Source organism: Mycolicibacterium elephantis DSM 44368 (genome assembly GCF_004014805.1).
Classification (GTDB): Bacteria; Actinomycetota; Actinomycetes; order Mycobacteriales; family Mycobacteriaceae; genus Mycobacterium; species Mycobacterium elephantis.
Genome location: NZ_ATDN01000011.1, coordinates 61,000 through 81,104, shown reverse-complemented (window position 1 = coordinate 81,104; position 20,105 = coordinate 61,000). Strand labels below are relative to the sequence as shown.

The following is a 20,105-nucleotide window of genomic DNA, read 5'->3' as shown; positions in this document are numbered from 1 at the left end:
TCAGTACGTCACACCCGAGCCCACCGGACGCGCCGGAGACCGGTGTGGCTTGGCGAATCGGCCGGCGGTTCTGGGCCGGACCCGGCCTCCGACGGTTCGTCTCGCCATCGATTCGGGCGCGACCGTGCTGAGCACCTCGGTCGGCGGCTCGTCCGGCGGCTCCGGCTGCCGGTCCCGTTTCTTGACCAGCGCAGGGGGTTTCGACGGCCACCAGTTGAGGTTTCCGAGCAGGACGGCGATCGCGGGCACGGTGACGGTGCGCACCACGAAGGTGTCCAGCAGCAGGCCCACCCCGATGACGAAGCCCACTTGGACAAGGGCGGAAAGGCTGCTGAAGGTCAGGCCGAACATCGACGCCGCGAAGATCAGGCCCGCCGAGGTGATGACGCCGCCCGTCGCGCCGATGGTGCGCACGACCGCAGGCCCCATGCCCAGGTGCGCCTCGTCGCGGATGCGCGAGATGAGCAGCAGGTTGTAGTCGGCGCCGACCGCCACCAACACCAGGAACGTCATCCCCGGCACGCTCCACGCCATGTCCTGTCCGAGGATGAACTGGAAGAACACCACCCCGATGCCCAGGGCCGAAAGGTAGGACAGCACAACGGTTCCCACCAGGTAGATCGGCGCGATGAGGGAACGCAGCAATACGATCAGGACCACGAACACGACGACCAGCGTGAAGATCATGATCAACTTGACGTCGCCGCCGTAGTAACCGCGGATCTCGTCCTGTACGGAGGAGAATCCCACCATCGAGATGTCGGCGTCGGACAGAATCGTGTTGGGTTTCGCGCTCTCGGCCGCCTCGATGATGTCGTCGACCTGATCCATTGCCTCGGTGCCGAACGGGTCGAGCGCCGTCTGCACCAGGAAACGCGCCGAGTGACCGTCCGGCGAGATGAAAAGCGCTGCGGCCTTTTGGAATTCCGGCTGGGTGAGAATCTGGGGCGGGATGTTGAACCCGGACATCGGCGGGTCGGACGCGTCGCGCTTCATGGCCTCCAGGAACGCCGACGCCTGATCCAGTCCGCCGCCCATCACCTTGGTCTGATTGACCAGAAGCTGGGTGCCGATGGCCAGCGCACGGCTCGAGTCGGCCAGCAGGTTGGCCCCCTGCTCCACGGTGGCGAGCTGCTGGGCCACGCTGCCCGGCTTGTCCATTCCCAGCTGACGCGCCGCCTCGGTCGCGGTCTCCATGCTCTCGCTCACCGAGCGCAGAGTCTCGTCGAGGGTCTGGGTGCCCTCGGTGCCCTCGAGTTCGCGACCGAGTTCGGCGATCCGTTGTACCGTCGCGGCGTTCTCCGGGGCGGTGAGCTCCCGCAGATCCTGGCGGGAGGCGACGCAGGCCGGATCGGCATCGCATGCCGGGTTGACGTTGAGCGCGTTGACCATCGGGGTCGCCCAGGCGTGGATGTCGGTGATCCGGGTGGTGTTCACGCCGATCGCCTCGCCGAGGTCGCGCATGTTCTCCACCAACGACGCCGTCTTGTCGACCTCGTCGAGTGTCTTGGATCCGCCGAACTGTTGCTGCATCGCGGCGAGCGCGTGCACCAGCGGGCGCACCGTGATGACGCCACTCAGCACGCTGTTCCGGAGTTGGTCGAGCGTGTCGGCGAGCTTGTGCGACCCGCCGGCCAGCAGATCCAGGTTCGCGTCGTTCTCGGTGATGAGTTCGGAGGCCTGACCGAGCTTGTTCCCCACTTCGCCGGCTTGATAGGTGGCTTTGGCCTGTTCGATCACTTGGCCGGTGGGCCGGGTGATCCCCCGCACCATGTCGATGTCGGGCAGCTGGCTGATCCGCTGCGCCATCTCCTCCATGATCGCCAGCGCCCTCGGGCTGCGCAGGTTCTGCGATGACTGGATGAAGACGAACTGCGGAACCGTGCTGCTGACCGGGAAGTGCTCGGCCAACGCGTCGTAGCCCTGGTTGCTCTTGGCGTCGGCGGGCAGGTTCTTTCTGTCGTCGTAGTTGTACGAGATCAACGACGCGCAGGCGGCCAGGGCGATCAGGATCACCAGACTGGCGGCCAGGTGCGCGAGCGGCCTGCGGACGATGTGTTGCCCGGACCGCCGCCACCAGGGGCCGGTCAGGTCCTTGCGCGGTTTCACCCAGCCCCGTCGGCCGGCAAGCGTGATCATCGCGGGCAACAGCGTGATCGACGCGAGGAAGCCGATCACGACCGTGACCGACAGTGCGGGCCCGACCGTGGAGAAGACGGCCAGCTGGGTGAACGCCAACCCGTAGAACGCGATCGCCGTGGTGCCCGCCGAGCCCGCGATCACCTTCCCGATCGAGCCGAGCGCGGAGATCAGCGCGTCATCGGAGGCCAGACCGCTGCGGATGCACTCGTGGTAGCGGGTGAACAGGAAGATGGCGTAGTCGACACCCGCGCCCATCATCACCGCGGTCATCAGCACCAGCGTCTGCGGTCCCAGGCCCAGCAGCCCCAGGTCGCCGAGGCCGGCCACGGCAGCCTGCGCCACCCCGAGCGACACCGCGATCATCAGCAGCGGCAGGATCATGGCCACGACGTTGCGGTAGACCAGGATCAGGATGATCAGCACGATCAGCACGGTGGCGATCTCGACGACGTGTTGGTCGCGCACGCCGTACTCGTTGAGGTCTTCCAGCGTCGCGGCACCGCCGACCATGTGAGGCGTGAGCGTGGTGCCCGCGGTGACTTCGTCGACGATCTCGCGGAATCCCGAGAAGGCCTCCTGGCCGTCGGCCAGGCCCATCGTCCCGTGCAGGCTGGCGGGCAGCTGCCAGGCCTTGTTGTCCTCGCTGGTCATCACCGAACGCAGTTCGGGGATGCTGACGAAGTCCTGCGTGCCGATCACGTGTTCGGTGTCGGCGTTGAGCCGGTCCACCAGCGTTCGGTACGTTTGCTCGTCCCGCGTGGTCAGCCCGTTCTTGTTGGTCAGGACGACGATGGCGGCGTTACCGGCGCCGGCCTCGTCGAAGGCGTCCTGCATGGCGTCGGCCGAGGCCATCACCGACGACCCCTCCGGCAGCAACGGCGGCGGTTTCCTGGCCGCGACCTCCATCAACGGAGGAACCGACAGCAGCAGGGTGCCCACCAGGACCAGCCAGGCAGCAATCACCAGCAGGGGGTGACGGACGACCAGCTTGCCCAGGGCTGGAAAGAACCCTCCCTGCAACGCACCGCTGAATCTGGCGCGCGAAAACACCAGTCAAGGCTACACGGCTGAGGCGGCGAGTTCGGCGGCATCGGAGTTTGCCGGACACGGTGTCTGACCTGCTCCTATCACCTGATGTGGTTGATGGGCCCGTCGCTGCGAATGGCTGAAGAACGCTTTGTTCCTTACCGACACCTGCAGTAGGGTGAATCGGCCGCGATTATGCGACAGACTCAATAGACATGGGTATCGATCACTGTCTTGGCTTATTTGGTCAACCGGCGGCTGGCAGAAGTGTCTAGCGGTCGAGGGCTGACTCCGCGTCTTCACTGGGTCTCCCGATGGCTTTATCGCGGCGGTCGGCCAGGAGTGATCGCGCGGCCGCTCAACTGGCTCTGGGCTCGACTGATAGCCGCGGGGCTTCTGTCTCGTCCGTGTGACATGACCTTGGAGGTTCGTGGTCGACGGACAGGCCGAGTCGTTCGCCTGCCGGTGGTGGTTGCCGACTACGGTGGCGCGCGCTACTTGGTTTCAATGTTGGGAGAGAACGCCAACTGGGTCAGAAATGTGCGCGCCGCCGACGGGCGGGCGGTTCTTCGACGGCGTGGAATCGAGCATGTCCACTTAGAGGAAGTCGCCGCGCCAGAGAGGGCACCGATACTCAGGCGCTATCTGGAAATCGCGCCTGGGGCGCGGCCGCACTTTCCTGTCGATATGCGGTCACCGTTGACGGAGTATGAACGGATAGCCAGCCTGTACCCCGTGTTCCGCGTCGTGGATAACGGGTAATCCCGCGCCCTCGGGGTGTGTTCATCAGATGATGGCTGCGTGAGAAGCGCCCGCGGTGGGGCGGCGGGCTCGCCCGCCGGCGCGCCTGTGCTCTAATCGGGGCGTGTCCGTCATGACGATGGGAAACAGCCGTCGCACCGGGCAGGACGTGTCGACACGGCAGGATGGCCGATGAAATTCGTGGTCGCAGTCCACGGCACCCGTGGCGACATCGAACCCTGCGCGGCTGTCAGCCTGGAGCTGCTGCGCCGCGGGCATGACGTGCGCTTGGCCGTTCCGCCCAACCTCGTCTCCTTCGTCGCCAGAACGGGCCTCCCACCGGCGGTTCCCTACGGCGTGGACTCCCAGCAGCAGCTGGACGCCGACATCTTCCGCAAGTACTGGAAGATCCAGAATCCGCTGACCGCCCTGCGCGAGCTCAGGGAGTACATCACCCAGGGCTGGGCCGAGATGAGCGCGACGCTGACGCCCCTCGCCGAGGACGCGGACCTGATCCTGACCGGCACGACCTACCAGGAGGTCGCGGCCAACGTCGCGGAGTATCACGGCATCCCGCTGGCGGCGTTTCACTACTTCCCGGCCCGCGCCAACAGCCAGGCCCTCCCGCTGCCTTTGCCGCCCCAGCTGGTCCGGCCCGTGTGGGCGGTGGCCGAGTGGGCGCACTGGCGCGCGCTGAAGGAGGCGGACGACGCGCAGCGACGTGAGTTGGGTTTGCCGAAGGCGACCGTGCGCGCCGCGCGGCGCATCGAGGAGGGTGGGGCGCTGGAGATCCAGGCCTACGACGAGGTGTTCTTTCCGCGTCTTTCCGACGAATGGGGCGGTCGCCGTCCGTTGATCGGGTCGCTGACGGTGGAGTTGGGGGCCGACGCTGATGACGAGGTGACGTCGTGGATCGCCGCGGGCACGCCGCCGATCTACTTCGGGTTCGGCAGCATGCCGGTGCAGTCCCCCGACGACGCCGTCGCGATGATCGCCGACGTCTGCGCCGAGCTGGGCGAGCGAGCGCTGATCGCCAAGGGTGTCTGGGACCTCAGCGAAGCCACCGTCGACGCGCAGGGCGACCACGTCAAGCTCGTGAACGCCGTCAACCACGCGGCGGTGTTCCCGCTGTGCCGCGCGGTCGTCCACCACGGCGGCTCGGGGACCACCGCGGCGGGGGTCCGAGCGGGGGTGCCGACGCTCATTCTCTGGGTCGGCGCCGATCAGCCGGTGTGGGCCGCTCAGATCAAGCGGCTGGAAGTCGGTACCGGGCTGCGCTTTTCGCGCATGACACGTGCCTCGCTGCTCGGTGCGCTGCGCACGGTCCTGGAGCCGAAGTACCTCGCCCGCGCCCGTGACGTCGCCACGCAGATGACCAAACCCGCCGCCAGCGTCAGCGCCGCAGCCGATCTGCTCGAAGATGCGGTCCGCACCCGTGGGGGCAAGGGCTCGGCGCGCCACCGCTAGGCCGGTGCGGCGAAACGCTATTCGACGACGCCGGTCAACCCGAAGTCGGCCAGCGTGGCAGCGACAAGCTCACGCAACCGTTGCCGCGAGTTGTCGCCGCCCGGCTGGTAGGCGCGGATGTTGAGGAAGAGCTTGCCGTTGATCCGCCCGGTGCCCAAATTCAGCTCGCCCCCGGCGAGTTCGGGGCTTTGCGTGGTCAGGTTCTGCTCCACCATGCGAAACGAGACAGTCTCGGCCTCGGTGCCGTCGGCGTAAGCCACCGCGGGGTCGAGTTCACCGAGGTTCGAGCAGCCGACCTGCAGGTCAGCGGAGTTCATCGCCCCCAGCGGCACTTTCTTCACCAACGCGGTGGGCACCATCGGGATCAGCGGGAAGACGCGCTCGAAGTCTTTGAACTTGCCCGCGCCCTCGACCAGCGCCTGCTTGATCGTGTTGCGCACGTCGCGAAGGTCTGACGTCACAGGCGCGGGATCGACCGCGAAGTCGATGCCCTTGATCGCGTTGGCGCGCAAGTCGTTTTCGGTGCGGTCGTTGACGGGGTACGAGAGCGTGACGAAGTTGTCGGCGGCGCGCACCCGCCCGAATCGCCGTCCCAGCTGTGCGGCGAACCCGGCGATCAGTGCGTTGCTGGTGCCGTGCAGCCGTTCGGCGCAGGCATCCCATTCGGCCAGATCGATGTGGACGGTCGCGGTCGGCACCACCGCCGGCCGGTCCGGCTCGCGGCTGCGACGGGGCCGCGCAGGCCGCTGCCTGACGAGCTCGGGCAGGTCGCGCACGCCGACCTCGACCGTGGCACCGAGCGCGCGGGCCACCTGCGGTAGCCCGCGGGCGGCCAGGCGGGCGTCCTCGATCCAGGCCTGCCTCCTGGTGCGCGAACCCGGCGGGGGATAGCCGAAGTCGTGCCGCACACCCTTGACCGCGTCGGCCACCGCGAGACACAGGCCCAGCCCGTCGACCACGGTGTGGGAGGCCACCAAACTGACCGCCGCACCGTGGTTCTCGATTGGAAGCACACCGAGGTGCCAACCCGGGCCGAACTCCGGGTCGACGGGCACCTGTGCGCGTTCGTCGACCCACTCCGCGACCGCACTACGCGCGCGGGCCGGTCCGGCGATGTCGATCTCCGGAGACTCGTGGCACGCCACCCAGCGGTGCCGTCCGAACGGAAACGGGGACGGCTCGATCCGGCGTCCTAACAGGCCGTAGGCCAGGTTGTCGCGCATCCGGCGTAGGCCGTCGAGGTCGACGTCGCGCGGATAAACCCAGGTGCACTGAATACCGTGGACATGGCCGCTGACGCGCACCCACAGGTATGACGCCTGGTCCATGTAGGCCAGCGTGTTGTCGACCGTGGAGTCACCGCTGGAGGGGAGGCCGGAGCGCGACTTGGGTTGGGCACCGCCGAACCTCACGTCACCTCTTCTCTTCGACCCGGGCGCACTTTGCACCTGCCGCAGACATTATGTCGTGCGCCTGAAATACTGGCACCGATGATTGAGCAAATTTACCGACCGGTGGTCACCAAGGTCGTCAACTTCTCGCACCGACACCTCGGAAAGGTCATCGGCAAGTACGGCTACAGCCTGGTGACCCGGCGGCTCGGTACAGACGAAGTCCTCTTCCTCAACTGGGGATATGAGGAAGACCCGCCGATGAATCTGCCACTGGATCCCTCGGACGAACCCGATCGGCTCTGCATTCAGCTCTACCACCGGGTGGCGGCGCAGACCGATCTTGAAGGCAAACGGGTGCTGGAGGTCAGCTGCGGCCACGGCGGCGCCGCCTCATACATCACACGCACCATGCGTCCGGCGTCCTACACCGGCCTGGATCTCAACCCCGCGGGCATCGAGTTCTGCAAGCGGCGGCACCAACTGCCCGGACTGTCGTTCGTTCAGGGTGACGCCGAGAACCTGCCGTTCCCCGACGAGAGCTTCGACGCGGTCATCAACGTCGAAGCGGCGCACCTCTACCCCAACTACCGTCGGTTCCTGGCCGAAGTCGTCCGGGTGCTCGCGCCGGGCGGGCACTTCCTCTACGCCGATCTTCGCGACCGCGACGGCATTCCCGAATGGGAAGCCGCGCTTAGGGATTCGTCGCTGCAGCTGGTGTCGGAAGAGGAGATCAACAAGCAGGTGCTGCGCGGGCTGGAAATGAACTCGCCGCGCTACCAAGAGCTGATCAACCGGCACGCGCCGAAGTTGTTGCGCAGGTTCGGGCGTGACGTCGCCGTCACCAAGGGCTCTCCGCTGTACGAGGAGGTCGAAAGGGGCGACCTGTCTTACCGGCTGTACTGCTTGGTCAAGAACTAGATGATCTCGCCGCTGAGCCCGAACTCGGCCAGTGTGCTCGCCGCCAACTCCCGCAACCGTTGCTTGGAGTTCTCGGCGCCGACCTGATAGCCGATGATGTCGATGGCGATCTTGCCGCTGATACGGCCTGCCACCACGACGAGCTGCCCGCCCGCGCGTTCCAGGTCGGCGCGGCGCACGTTCTGATCGACACCGCGAAGCATGGTGTACTCGGCTTCGGTGCCGTCCGGGCACGCCACCGAAGGGTGCACGTCGCCCAGGTTGGAGCACGAAACCGGAAGCTCGGCACCGGATCCCAGGAACTGCTCGACCACTCGCTTCAACGCCCGCCTTGGCACGAACGGCACCAGTGGCAGCAGCTGCAAGGTCGGGTCGGGCTCATCTCTGGCCGTCTGTAGCGCCTGCCGAACGGTGCTTCGCGCATCGTCGAGGTCGGTTGTCACCGGGGCCGGATCGATGTCGGCGGACGCGAAAAGCATTGCGTTCGCCCGGGTGTCCTCCAGCCCGGTGCGCCCGTTGAGCGCCATCACCAAAGTCACCTTGCCGTCGGCGCGTTTGCGCCCCATGCGCTCACCCAGTCTGGCGGCGACACCGGCCACCAGGGAATAGCTTGTGCCGTTGAGTGATTCGGCGCGGGTGTCCCATTGGGCCAGGTCCACCAGGGCGGTGACGGCCGGGACCACGACCCGGGCCTCGGGATCGGGCCACCCGGTGGCCGACGGGGTGGGCGTGGTCGGCACCGCCGCCTCCCCGCGGCTCTGCAAGCCGAGCTTCGCGGCATTGACCGTCGTCCGCGCCGCCTCGGGTACGCCTCTGACGGTTTGCCCGAGATCGGTCACCGCGGCGCGAAAACGCTTGCGCGACCGTGGCGGTGGATAACCGAGGTCGCGCCGGGCGCCGTGGACCGCCTCGACGACCGACAGCAGCGCAGCCACACCGTCGGCGAGATGATGCGACCCCACCAAGGTGACCGCGGTCGACCCGTCGGTCATCGGCAGCACACCCATGTGCCAACCGGGGCCCCACTCCGGATCGACCGGCACCTGGGCCCGTTCGTCGAACCAGTCGCTGACCTCTGAACGGGGCCGCGGTTCGGCGATGTCGAGATCGGCGACAGGGCCGAGCGACGAGACCCAGCGGTGCCTGCCGAACGGCAGCACTGACCGCTCGATCCGGCGGCCGGCCAGTCCGTAGCCGAAGTTGCGGTGAAACCGCCGCAGCCCCTCGTAGTCGACGGGATGCTCGTAGATCCACAGCATCTGCATGAGTTGGCCGCGCCCAGTCGCGCGCAGCAGCTGGAAGCCGGCTTGGTCCATGAAGGTGAGCTGATTTTCCTGCGCACCTTCGGTTTTGGCGGCACGACGTCTCAGCCGTTGCCACCTCGGGTTGGTTTGGATGGCCATACTTTTCTTGTTACTCGATGACGCCGGTGAGCTCGAACTCGGCCAGTACTTTGGCGGCCAGCTCGCGCAACCGGGCCTTGGAGTTCTCTTCGCCGGCCTGGTAGCCGACCACGGTGATCGACACCTTGCCACAGATGCGTCCGGCCAGCACGGTCAGCAGCCCGCCGCGATGCTCGAGGTATCCGCGTGGCACGTGCCGGTCCACCCCGCGGAGCATGACGTACTCGGCTTCGGTGCCGTCGGCGCGCGCGACGATGGAATCGACATCGCCGAGGATGGAACAGGATACGGGCATGTCGGCGAAGCTGAACACCACATCGGAGCCGCGTTTGACGGCTCGCTTCGGGATGAACGGGGTCAGCGGCAGCAGCTCGAGGGTCTCGTCGGGCTCTTCGCGCAGCGTCGTGAGCGCCTGCTTGATCTCGCGGCGGGCCGCCGACAGGTCGGTGGTCACCGAGGTGGGGTCGATGACGGCGGTGGCGATCGACGCCGCGTTGGCCCGCGTGTCATCCGCGGTGCGGGTGCTGATCGGCAGGTGCAGGGTGACGGCACCGTCGGCGCGGCACCGCTCGAGGCGTTCGGCGAGTTTCGCGGCGAACCCGGCGACCAACGAGTGGCTCGATCCGTTGAGCGCCTGCGCGCGTGCGTCCCAGTCGGCGAGGTCGATGTAGATGGTGACCGCGGGCACGACGACGTGTTCGTCCATGCCGGCCTGATTCGTCTCGGCGCGTGGTCCGCCGGGCCCGCTGAACTCATGGCGGCGGCGCACGGCCTGCTTACCGGCCTTCACCAGCGTGCGCGCCACCTCGGGAAGTCCGCGCGCCGTCTCCCTGAGATCGGTGGCGGCTGTCCGGAACCGCGGGCGTGAGCGCGGCAACGGATAGCCGAAGTCGCGCCGGTTGCCTTGGATCGCATCGACGATCGTCAGCAGCCCGCCGAGCCCGTCGGCCAGACAGTGCGAGCCGACCATGGAGACCGCGGTGGACCCGTCGGTCATCGGCAGCACCCCGAGATGCCAGCTGGGCCCGGTTTCCGGGTCGATGGGCAGCTGAGCGCGTTCGTCGATCCAATCGGTGAGTTCGGCTCGCGGACGCGGGGTTTCGACGATGTCGAGGGGTGAGGCCGGCCCCGGCGAGGACACCCACCGGTGCCTGCCGAACGGCAGCGGAGAGCGTTCGATCACCCGCCCGTACAGCCCGTATCCGAAGTTGTCGTGGAACCGGCGCAAGCCGTCCATGTCGACGGGGTGCTCATACACCCACACGCACTGCATGACGAGTTCCTGACCGGTGGCTCGCTGTCCGAGGAACAGCAGCTGGTCGGTGAACGAGAGCCGGTTGTCCGGCCGCGCTTGTACCGCCTCAGTCATCGAGATGTCCGTGTCACCCCGCGGCTAGGACAGTTTCTGGGTGACGCCGACGAGTTCCGGCGACGCCGCCAGCTCGCCGCGGCCGTCGGCGACCCGCACGAACATCGCCTTCATCGCGTCGACGTAGCGGGTGACCGACTCACGGGCGATCGGATTGTTCGGGAACGCCAGCGTCACCGACGTGCCGTTGCCGAACCGGTTGATCCACATGCCCACCTGGTGGGCGGCGCCCAGTTCGCTGTAGATCTTGCCGTTCAGCCCGTTCCACTCGGCGACGACGGCCGGTGACAGCGGCGCGATCGTGGCGTCGAGGTAGGAGATCATCGGCACACCCGGCTTCGGCGGCGTCAACCCGCGTTCGGCGGCGGCCAGTTCCAGCACCCGGTCGAACGGAACATGTGCCAGGGCCAGACCGGAGTCGAACGAAGCCTGTGCCGCCCTTGCGGTTTCGGCGAACGACGCCGGGCTGACGGGCACCGTGATCGGAACCGTGCCGGTGAACCAGCCCGTCGTCATCACCTCGGCTTGCGTGCTGCGCGTGCTGGTCGGCGTGATGACGTAGTAGGTGTCCGCACCGGTGAGCTGATGCTCGGCCAGAGCCGTCGCGGCGAACACCCCGCCGATGAACCGCGCACCCGCCTTGATGCACGCCGATTCGAAGCGGTCCGACTGCTTTTCGTCCATCAGCTGCACCGTCATCAGATCGCCCTCGCACGGCACCGCCGGGTCGCCGAGCGGAAGCGGGAACTGCGGCAGGGTTCCGTTGTTACCCCTGGCGAACTTGATCCATTCGTTCACCTGAGGCGAGTCGAGCGTCAACGAGGAGGTGAACTCGCGCTGCCGGATGCAGTAGTCCTCATAGCTGCCTGCCTCCGGAAGCGGGATGGGCGCACCGCCGCCCACCAGCGCGGCGTACATCATGTGGATCTCGACGAACGCCAGGCCCATGAACATGGCGTCCACGTGCAGATGATCCACGCTCATCCAGAACGTGAAGTGGTCCGAGCGCTGAATGACCCCGAAGCGGAAGCAATCCCAGTTCAGCGGAGACGGGGTTGCCAGGATGTGGTCGCGCCACTCGGCGGCGGTCTTCTCGCCGCGCTCGGATGCGACGAACTTGATGTCCTTGGGGCTGCGCAGCGTACGTCGCACGATGCGGTCATCTTCGTCGAACTGAAACCAGCTGCGGTAGGTGTCGTGGCGTCGAAGGTAGGCGTTGAGCACATGTGTCATGGCCCGCACATCGCAGCGGCCGGCGATGTTCCACGCCGGGATGGTCAACCGGGCCATCTCGGTGCCTCGGGCCGCATGGTCGCGATAGTTCCGAAGATGTTGCGCCTGCTGGTAACTGGCGGGCACGTCGGCGATCGGGGCCTCGCTGACCTTCGCAAGGGTCGCCGGTGACGGATCCCACGTGATCAGCTGGCCCGGAGCGTCCACCCACTCGTGGATTGCCTCTAGCGCGAACATTATTTCGCCTCCTTCGGTGCAGTCGTCATGAGGACGCCGCGACCGTGTCGTCTGCCGCGAGTGTCTCGCACAGGCTGTCGGCCAATGCGCGCACGGTGTTGACTCCCATTGCGGTGATGCGGATTCCCGTTTCGGCTTCGATCCGGGTACGGAGTTCGAGGTTGCCCAGCGAGTCCAGCCCGTATTCGGACAGCGGGCGGTCGGGATCGATCGCGCGCCGCAGGATCAGGCCGACCTGCTCGGAGATCAACCTTCTCAGATGCGTCGGCCACTCGTCGCGCGGCAGCGCGGCCAGCTCGGCCCGGAGTTTCCTTCCCTCGGAGGAACTCTGGCTTGCCGACTTGAACGCCGAGGCGAACGGGCTGCGCTGCGCGAACGCGGTCAGCCAGGGCGTCCCGAGAATCGGGGCGTAACCGGTGTACACGCGGTCGTAGCGCAGCAGGGACTCGAAGGCGTAGGCGCCCTCGTCGGGCAGGATCGCCGCGTCGTTCTCGGCCAGCGCGGTGCCGCGGCCGATCTCGCCCCAGGCGCCCCATGCGATGGCGCTGGCGGGAAGGCCCTGCGCACGGCGCCAGCGCGTGAACGCGTCCAGCCAGCTGTTGGCCGCGGCGTAGGCACCCTGGCCCGGCGACCCCACCAGCGCGGCGGCCGACGAGAACGAGCAGAACCAGTCCAGCGGCTGCCCTTGCGTCGCACGGTGCAGGTTCCAGACGCCGTAGACCTTTGGCGCCCAGTCCCGTTCTACGAGGTCGTCGGTGATGTTCGGCAGGGTGGCGTCCTCGACGACCGCCGCCGCGTGCAGCACGCCGCGCAGCGGCAGCCCGGTCGCGGTCGCGGCGGCCACCAGCCGTTCGGCCGTGCCCTCCGCGGCGATGTCGCCGCACTCGACCACGATGTCGGCGCCCGTGGACCGGATGAGCTCCACGATCTCCTGTGCCTTGACGCTCGGCTTACTGCGCGAGGTGAGAACGATGCGTCCGCAACCCTGTTCAGCCATCTTCTCGGCGAGGAACAGACCCAGTCCGCCGAGGCCGCCGGTGACGATGTAGGCACCGTCGGAGCGGAAGGTCGGAGCCTCCTCCGGCGGCACCATCACCTCGGTGGTGCCGGAGTGCGACACGTCGAGCACCAGCTTGCCGATGTGCTGGGCGCCGCCGATCTGCCGGATCGCGCTGGCCGCCTCGGCGAGCGGGTAGCGGGTGATGTCCGGCAGCGGCAGCGAGCCGTCGGCGGTCAGCTGGTACACCTTCTCCAGCAGGCCACGGACCTTGTCGGGGTGGGTGACCGTCATCAGCGCCAGGTCGATCGCATAGAACGACAGGTTGCGACGGAACGGGAACAGGCCGACCCGGGTGTCGCCGTAGATGTCACGCTTGCCGATCTCGAGGAAGCGGCCGCCGAAGGCGAGCAGCTCCAGGCCGGCCCGCTGCGCGGCGCCGGTCACCGAGTTCAGCACGATGTCCACGCCGTAGCCGTCGGTGTCGCGGCGGATCTGGTCGGCGAACTCGGTGCTGCGGGAGTCGTAGACGTGCTCGATCCCCCAGTCCCGCAACAGCTGGCGCCGAGCCTCGCTGCCGGCGGTGGCGTAGATCTCCGCACCGGCCGCGCGGGCCACCGCGATGGCGGCCTGGCCGACACCGCCGGTGGCGGAATGGATCAGCACCTTGTCGGTCGAGGAGATCCTCGCCAGCTCCTGCAGGCCGAGCCACACCGTGCCGTACGCGAGGCCGACCGCCGCGGCGTGATGCTCCTCGAGCCCGTCGGGCAACTTGGTCGCGAGGTTGGCCTCGCAGATGACGTAGTTGCCCCAGCAGCCGTTGGCCGAGACGCCACCGACGCGGTCCCCCACCTGGTGGGTCGTCACGCCGGGACCGACCGCGGTGACCACGCCGCCGAACTCCGAGCCCAGTTCCGGCAGCCGTCCGTCGAAGCTGGGGCAGCGACCGAACGCGACGAGCACGTCGACGAAGTTGATGCTGGACGCGCTGACCGCGACCTCGATCTGGCCGGGGCCGGGCGGAACTCGTTCGGACGACACCATTTCCAGCGATTCCAGGTCACCCGGCGTGCGGATCTGCAGCCGCATACCGTCATGCTGGTTGGACGCCGTTGCGGTGTATCGCTCGTCGGCGCGCAGCGGAGCCGGGCTCAACCGCGCGGTGTACCACTGACCGTCGCGCCATGCGGTCTCGTCCTCGTCCGACCCGGTCAGCAGCTGGCGGGCCAACTGCTCGACGCCGGTCGCCTCGTCGATGTCGATCTGGCTGGCGCGCAGCCGCGGGTGCTCCATCCCGATCGCGCGGATGAAGCCGCGCAGACCGGCATGCTCCAGGTTCGGAACGTCGTCGGCGACAACCGATTGCGCGTTCCGCGTCACGACGTAGAGCCGCGGCGGTTCCCCCGGGGCTTCCGGCAGTTCACGGATGATCCGCACCAGGTGACGCACATGGTCGCCGCCTCGCACCGACGCGTGGGCGCCGGCATCGCCGTCGGCGAGATCCGGCACGACCACCACACCGGTGAGCACCTGCTCGCCGACGTAGGACATCAGCAGTTCGGTGTTGCTCTGGTGGTCAGCGTGCTGTGGCCACGCCATCGTCGAGCACTCTGCGCCCGCGGCCTTCAGCGCATCGCCGAGCGCCGCGGTGAGGATGTCGCCGTTGCCGCTGGTCTTGATCAGCAGCCACGATCCCGCGTCGACGGAGTCGGCCTCGGGAAGCTCGCGCTGGTGCCATTCGATGCTCAGCAGCCGCTCGTTGAGCACGCGGTCCGCCTGCGCCTTCTGCGAGGCGCCGGTGCCCAGCCGTAATCCCTCCAGGCTCAAAAGGATCGCGCCTCGCTCGTCGAGAATGTCGAGGTCGGCCTCGATGCCCTCGGCGTCCGCCTTGACGATCCGGCTGTAGCAATAGTGCGCGTTTCTGGCCGAACCGTTGACGCGCAACCGGCGCACACCCAACGGAAGCAGCATGCCCCCGACGGCCGCGTTCTGCGCGACCGGATGCGCGAGCACGGACTGGAAGCAGGCGTCAAGCAGCGCCGGGTGCACGCCGTAGGCGCCCTGGTGCGCCCGCAGCGGCCCGGGCAGCGCGACGACCGCCAGCACGGTGTGCGCGGGACCGTCGGCGGTGTAGGCCGTCGCCAGGCCCGAGAACGCCGGCCCGTGCTGAATCCCCAACGCGCCGAACGCCGCCCGCAGGTCTGCGCCGTCCACCCCGTCGGCGTGAGCGGTCAGCAGCGTATCGATGTCGTGGGCGCCCTCATCGGTGGCCACCTCGGCGTGCAGCACCGCGTGTGCGCGACGGGTCCGTTCGCCGGCTTCGTAGGTCTCCACCGCGAAATCGAGGATCCCCGGCGCCAGCGCGGATGCGGTGGCCGAGATCGGCGTCGTCTCGTCGAGCATCAACATCTGTTCGAAGACGATGTCGCGGACCTCGGCGGTGTCGCCGAGCACGGTGCGCGCCGCGGCCAGCGCCATTTCGCAGTACGCCGCGCCCGGCAGCACCGCGACCTCGTGGACCTGGTGGTCACCGAGCCAGGGCTGGGCCTCGGTGCCGACCTCGCCTTGCCACACGTGGCGCTCGGGCTCCTCGGGCAGCACGACGTGCGAGCCGAGCAGCGGGTGCACCGAAACCGTGCATCCCCCGCGCGTCGTCGCGTCCTGACCGTCGCGGTCGAGCAGCAGCGACTCGTGCGTCCAAGTCGGCAGCGGTGCGTCGACCAGCCGCCCGGCCGGGTAGAGCACGGAGAAATCGACTGCCGCACCGGCATTGTGGACATCCGCGACGAGCGGACGCAGCCCGAAGGGCAGCTGCTGGTCTCGGCGCATGGCCGCCAGCACGGTCAGCGGGATGTCGAGGCCACGGGCCGTCTGGTCGACCGCGTGGGTGAGCAGCGGGTGCGGGGACAGTTCCCCGAACACCCGGAAGCCGTCCTCGAGCGCCGCCTGCACGGCTGCGGCGAACCGCACGGTGTGGCGCAGGTTGTCCACCCAGTAGTAGGCGTCCCACTCCGGCTCGTCGCGCGGGTCGTACAGCGTCGCCGAGTAGTACGGGATCTCGGGCTCCATCGGGTCGAGGTCGGAAAGGACCTCCTCCAGTTCGTCGAGGATCGGATCCACCTGCGGCGAGTGCGAGGCGACGTCCACCGCGACCTCGCGTGCCATCACGTCGCGTTGCTCCCACCCGGCGACCAGGTCGCGCACCGACTCGGTGGCGCCACCGATGACGGTCGACTGCGGCGAGGCGACGACCGCGAGCGAGACGTCGGTGACACCGCGCGCGGCGAGCTCCGAAAGAACCTGGGAGGCGGGCAACTCCACCGACGCCATCGCGCCCGAACCGGCGATACGCGCCATCAGCTTCGACCGCCGGCAGATGACCTTCACGCCGTCCTCGAGCGTCAGCGCCCCCGCGACCACCGCGGCCGCCACCTCGCCCATGGAGTGCCCGATGACCGCGCCGGGCGTGACACCGTAGGACTTCATCGTCGCGGCAAGAGCGACCTGGACCGCGAACACGGTGGGTTGCACCTGGTTGATCCCGGTCACCGTCTGCGGTGCCGACATCGCTTGTGTGACAGAGAAATCCGACTCGCGCTGGATCAACTCCTCCAGCTCGGCGACGGTGTTGGCGAACACCGGCTCGCGCGCCAGCAGCTCGGCGCCCATGCCGGCCCACTGCGAGCCCTGCCCGGAGAACACCCACACCGGCCCGCGGTCGTCCTGTCCGACGGCCGCCTCGTAGGGGCTCTCCCCGTCGGCCACGTCGCGCAGCGCCGAGATCAGTTCCTCGCGACCGCCGGCGATCACGGAGGTCCGCACCGAGCGGTGACCGCGCCGGCGCGACAGCGTGTAACCCAGGTCGAACAGGTCGATCGCCGGTCCGCGTCCGTTGCCGTCTCCGCTCTTGGCCAGCCAGTCGGCCAGATTCCCCGCGGTACGGCGCAGTTCACCGGCCGAGGTCGACGACAGCGGGAACAGCAGGGGGCCGGAGACCTCGGCGGGCCTCTGCGGGGCCACCGGCTCCGGCGGCTGCTCGACGATGGCGTGCGCGTTCGTCCCGGACAGCCCGTAGGCCGAGACCGCGGCCCGCCGGGGCTGCTGACCGTTGGTCGGAAACGCCGTCGTGGACTGGGGCACGAACAGATGCGTCTCGATCCGCGTCAGCTCGTCGGGCAGGCGGTTGAAGTGCAGGTTCGGCGGGATGACGCCGTGCTGCACGGCCAAGACGGCCTTCATCACGCCCAGCGCACCCGCCGCCGACTGGGTGTGGCCGAAGTTGGTCTTGACGGAGGCCAGCGCGCAGGGCCCGTCGGAGCCGTACACCTCGGCCACGCTGGCGTACTCGAGCGGGTCGCCGACCGGGGTGCCGGTGCCGTGCGCCTCCACCAAGCCGACGGTGCCGGCTTCCACGCCGGCGGCCGCCAGCGCCGCCCGGTACACCTTGATCTGCGCCTCCGAGGACGGCGTGGCGATGTTGACCGTGCGGCCGTCCTGGTTGACCGCGGTGCCCCGGATGACGGCCATGATCCTGTCGCCCGCCTCGAGCGCGTCGTCGAGTCGTTTGAGCGTGAGCACCACGCAACCCTCGGCGGAGACGAACCCGTCGGCGGCTTCGTCGAACGCTCGGCAGTGCCCGGTCGGGGACAACATCCCCGCGGCCGAACCGCCGGCCGCCTTGCGGGGTTCGAGCAAGACCGAAACCCCGCCGGCCAGCGCGAGGTCGCTCTCGCCGTCCTGCAGGCTGCGGCAGGCCATGTGGATCGCGCTCAAGCCCGAGGAGCAGGCGGTGTCGACCGTGTAGGCCGGGCCGTGGACGCCGAGCGCGTAGGCGATGCGTCCGGAGGCCAGGCTGAAGCTCGTCCCGGTGAACCCGTACGGGCCCTCCAGGGTCTGGGTGTCGGCGGCCAGGTACGCGTAGTCGTTGTGGGTCACGCCCATGAACACGCCGGCCTTGGATCCGCTCAGCGCCGTCGGGTTCAGGCCCGCGTGCTCGACCGCCTCCCATGCGGTCTCCAAGAGCAGCCGGTGCTGCGGGTCGATCGCGGTGGCCTCGCGGTCAGTGATGCCGAAGAAGTCGGCGTCGAAGCCGGCCACGTCGTCGAGGAAGGCGCCCCACTTGGAGACGGACCGCCCCGGCACGCCTGGCTCCGGGTCGTAGTACTGTTCGGCATCCCAGCGCTCGGCAGGCACCTCAGTTACGAAGTCGTCGCCACGCAGCAACGCTTCCCATAGCTGCTCAGGGGAAACAATCCCCCCCGGAAGGCGGCACGACATTCCGATTACAGCGACGGAATTTGTGCGCGTTTCACCCACGTCTGTAAACCTCTCTCAGGAGTGAGCACTGAATGCGACCGAAACAGAATAAGGGGAAAGTCGCGCCCTGTCTCAACTCCTGAATACTAATGGCACCGCCGGCCGGCATTGGTTGCTGGCCGCATGTAGATGCGCATCGTAAACCGCTATAGCTGACAACCAGTGTTGCCTCCCCTGCCAACCGCAGCTGCACCGGGCCCGGGACCGCCAGGTGTCCCCGGCGACGGCAACTATCCCGTAGTTTGCGCAGTCACCCTCAGAAGGCATCGCCGAGCCCGCAAACCTGTCGCGGGAGTCGACCGTTAGCAGATCAGGTGGCCACGCTGCGTTGGTGCTGGTTTGCTTCGGGCCAGTGAGATCGAGCATGGGCGTCAATCTAGCAGGCCATTCCCAAGAGTGGGACATATTTCCCAGATTCGCTCTTGGCCTTGGCGACCGGCCTAGCGGCTGCAGAGGCAGCAAACCCACATCAAATAACGTAAAGGTTAATATGCTGCTCATATGCGAGGTGATCACTTAGTCCGGCAAAGCTAATCGATGCACCGCCGGAGGCCGTCTTCAGCGCCGTCGCCGGCCGTGGTCGGAAGCGATCTGGCAACGGTTGCGTCACGGTTTGGGCGCGAACAATCCTGGTCACCTTTTACCGGCGTCGACTTGGGCCTTGTTCCGGGCCGTTTAGCGGTGGCTATTTTCGGCAGCACGGTGACATTCGTCACATCGCCCAGAGGGACGTGGGGATTTGCCGGGAAACGGTCCCCTACCGCGGTGAGAATGGCAAATAAGTGAAAAAGTCAAGTGCAACAATGGGCAAATTTCGCAAATAGTTAGCGGTTCTCATTAAATCCGTTGACGCCCTCGTCGGACAGCGAAGCGGCGTTCCCGAGGGTGGCCCCAGCAACTTGTAAGCACGCCCCGGTGGGCGGTCCCCCATCCGCAGAGACGGCTCGGTCGCGCGAGCGCGCGGTGGCGTCCAGGGAACTTGGAGCGGGTCGGCCGGGCGCCTGCTACCGCCTCGATGACAAGTCGGTTCCGATGTGCTGCATCGACGTCGCACACGACCGACCCGCAGGCGCCAACCTAACACATGAACATCTGAACAGTTGGACAGACGGACTGGCCAGGCCATATGCTGCCGGCTGTTCGACCACCCCGGCCCGCCATGAGAGCCCTCCGGGCCGCGGGTCCAGAACCGACAACTGAACACCAGAAAGGAAGCTTCATGGCTGAGTACACGCTGCCGGACCTCGACTACGACTACGGCGCGCTGGAGCCCCACATCTCGGGCCAGATCAACGAGATCCACCACGGCAAGCACCACGCCACGTACGTGAAGGGTGTCAACGACGCGCTCGCCAAGCTCGAGGAAGCGCGCGCCGACGGCGACCACTCGGCGATCTTCCTGCACGAGAAGAACCTCGCGTTCCACCTCGGCGGGCACGTCAACCACACGATCTGGTGGAAGAACCTGTCACCCCACGGCGGCGACAAGCCCACCGGTGACCTGGCCGCCGCCATCGACGACCAGTTCGGGTCGTTCGACAAGTTCCGCGCACAGTTCACCGCGGCCGCCAACGGACTGCAGGGCTCGGGCTGGGCCGTGCTGGGCTACGACACGCTGGGTCAGCGACTGCTCACCTTCCAGCTCTACGACCAGCAGGCCAACGTGCCGCTCGGCATCATTCCGCTGTTGCAGGTCGACATGTGGGAGCACGCCTACTACCTGCAGTACAAGAACGTCAAGGCCGATTACGTCAAGGCGTTCTGGAACGTCGTCAACTGGGAGGATGTGCAGAACAGGTTCGCCGCGGCCACCACAAAGGCCAACGGACTGATCTTCTAGCCCACCGATCGGCGACCCCGTC

The 20,105-nt window shown here is 67.6% G+C and carries 10 protein-coding genes; 4 read left to right on the top strand and 6 right to left on the bottom strand.

All coding sequences use genetic code 11. The features are described 5' to 3' along the window. The gene (locus MELE44368_RS09395; RefSeq protein ID WP_206613728.1) at positions 1-3,192 is read right to left on the bottom strand and encodes an MMPL/RND family transporter; all 3,192 of its coding nucleotides are present in this window, start codon (positions 3,190-3,192) and stop codon (positions 1-3) included. Positions 3,193-3,582: 390 nt separating this feature from the next. Here MELE44368_RS09395 and MELE44368_RS09390 point away from each other — a divergent pair, with 390 nt between their 5' ends. Both MELE44368_RS09390 and MELE44368_RS09385 read left to right on the top strand, forming a co-directional pair. Further along, entirely contained in the window at positions 3,583-3,930 is a 348-nt protein-coding gene (locus MELE44368_RS09390) for a nitroreductase/quinone reductase family protein (protein WP_235674692.1), read from the top strand. Positions 3,931-4,101: 171 nt separating this feature from the next. After that, positions 4,102-5,376, top strand: coding sequence for a glycosyltransferase (locus MELE44368_RS09385; protein WP_128108236.1), 1,275 nt, complete (start codon positions 4,102-4,104; stop codon positions 5,374-5,376). A gap of 17 nt (positions 5,377-5,393) precedes the next feature. Here MELE44368_RS09385 and MELE44368_RS09380 read toward each other — a convergent pair whose 3' ends face one another. Continuing rightward, positions 5,394-6,788, bottom strand: a complete 1,395-nt coding sequence (locus MELE44368_RS09380) for a hypothetical protein (protein ID WP_128108235.1) — start codon at positions 6,786-6,788, stop codon at positions 5,394-5,396. 78 nt (positions 6,789-6,866) lie between these two features. On the opposite strand from MELE44368_RS09380, the gene MELE44368_RS09375 reads away from it, so the two are divergent. Beyond that, positions 6,867-7,688: a phthiotriol/phenolphthiotriol dimycocerosates methyltransferase gene (locus MELE44368_RS09375; protein WP_046753762.1), complete on the top strand. Its 822-nt coding sequence runs from the start codon at positions 6,867-6,869 to the stop codon at positions 7,686-7,688. Here the strand turns inward: MELE44368_RS09375 and MELE44368_RS09370 are convergent. From MELE44368_RS09370 to pks2, 4 genes are all read right to left on the bottom strand, one after another. Then, positions 7,685-9,004 (bottom strand): condensation domain-containing protein, encoded by a 1,320-nt coding sequence (locus tag MELE44368_RS09370; protein WP_083042306.1) that lies wholly within the window; start codon positions 9,002-9,004, stop codon positions 7,685-7,687. The two genes, MELE44368_RS09375 and MELE44368_RS09370, sit on opposite strands and share 4 nt — an antisense overlap. A gap of 97 nt (positions 9,005-9,101) precedes the next feature. After that, complete coding sequence (locus tag MELE44368_RS09365) at positions 9,102-10,460, bottom strand: WS/DGAT/MGAT family O-acyltransferase (protein ID WP_083042242.1); 1,359 nt, start codon at positions 10,458-10,460, stop codon at positions 9,102-9,104. Positions 10,461-10,484: 24 nt separating this feature from the next. Beyond that, entirely contained in the window at positions 10,485-11,930 is a 1,446-nt protein-coding gene (locus tag MELE44368_RS09360) for a condensation domain-containing protein (protein ID WP_046753759.1), read from the bottom strand. A 25-nt stretch (positions 11,931-11,955) separates the two neighbouring features. After that, complete coding sequence (gene pks2, locus MELE44368_RS09355; RefSeq protein WP_264032524.1) at positions 11,956-18,243, bottom strand: sulfolipid-1 biosynthesis phthioceranic/hydroxyphthioceranic acid synthase; 6,288 nt, start codon at positions 18,241-18,243, stop codon at positions 11,956-11,958. Between the two features lie 1,219 nt (positions 18,244-19,462). On the opposite strand from pks2, the gene MELE44368_RS09350 reads away from it, so the two are divergent. Beyond that, positions 19,463-20,083 (top strand): superoxide dismutase, encoded by a 621-nt coding sequence (locus MELE44368_RS09350; RefSeq protein WP_064928989.1) that lies wholly within the window; start codon positions 19,463-19,465, stop codon positions 20,081-20,083. Positions 20,084-20,105 lie beyond the last annotated feature (22 nt).

Coding starts and splice junctions, on each gene's coding strand:
- MELE44368_RS09390 (WP_235674692.1), top strand. CDS start 3,583: ATGACCTTGGAGGTTCGTGGTCGACGGACAGGCCGAGTCGTTCGCCTG.
- MELE44368_RS09385 (WP_128108236.1), top strand. CDS start 4,102: ATGAAATTCGTGGTCGCAGTCCACGGCACCCGTGGCGACATCGAACCC.
- MELE44368_RS09375 (WP_046753762.1), top strand. CDS start 6,867: ATGATTGAGCAAATTTACCGACCGGTGGTCACCAAGGTCGTCAACTTC.
- MELE44368_RS09370 (WP_083042306.1), bottom strand. CDS start 9,004: ATGGACCAAGCCGGCTTCCAGCTGCTGCGCGCGACTGGGCGCGGCCAA.
- MELE44368_RS09365 (WP_083042242.1), bottom strand. CDS start 10,460: ATGACTGAGGCGGTACAAGCGCGGCCGGACAACCGGCTCTCGTTCACC.
- MELE44368_RS09360 (WP_046753759.1), bottom strand. CDS start 11,930: ATGTTCGCGCTAGAGGCAATCCACGAGTGGGTGGACGCTCCGGGCCAG.
- MELE44368_RS09350 (WP_064928989.1), top strand. CDS start 19,463: ATGGCTGAGTACACGCTGCCGGACCTCGACTACGACTACGGCGCGCTG.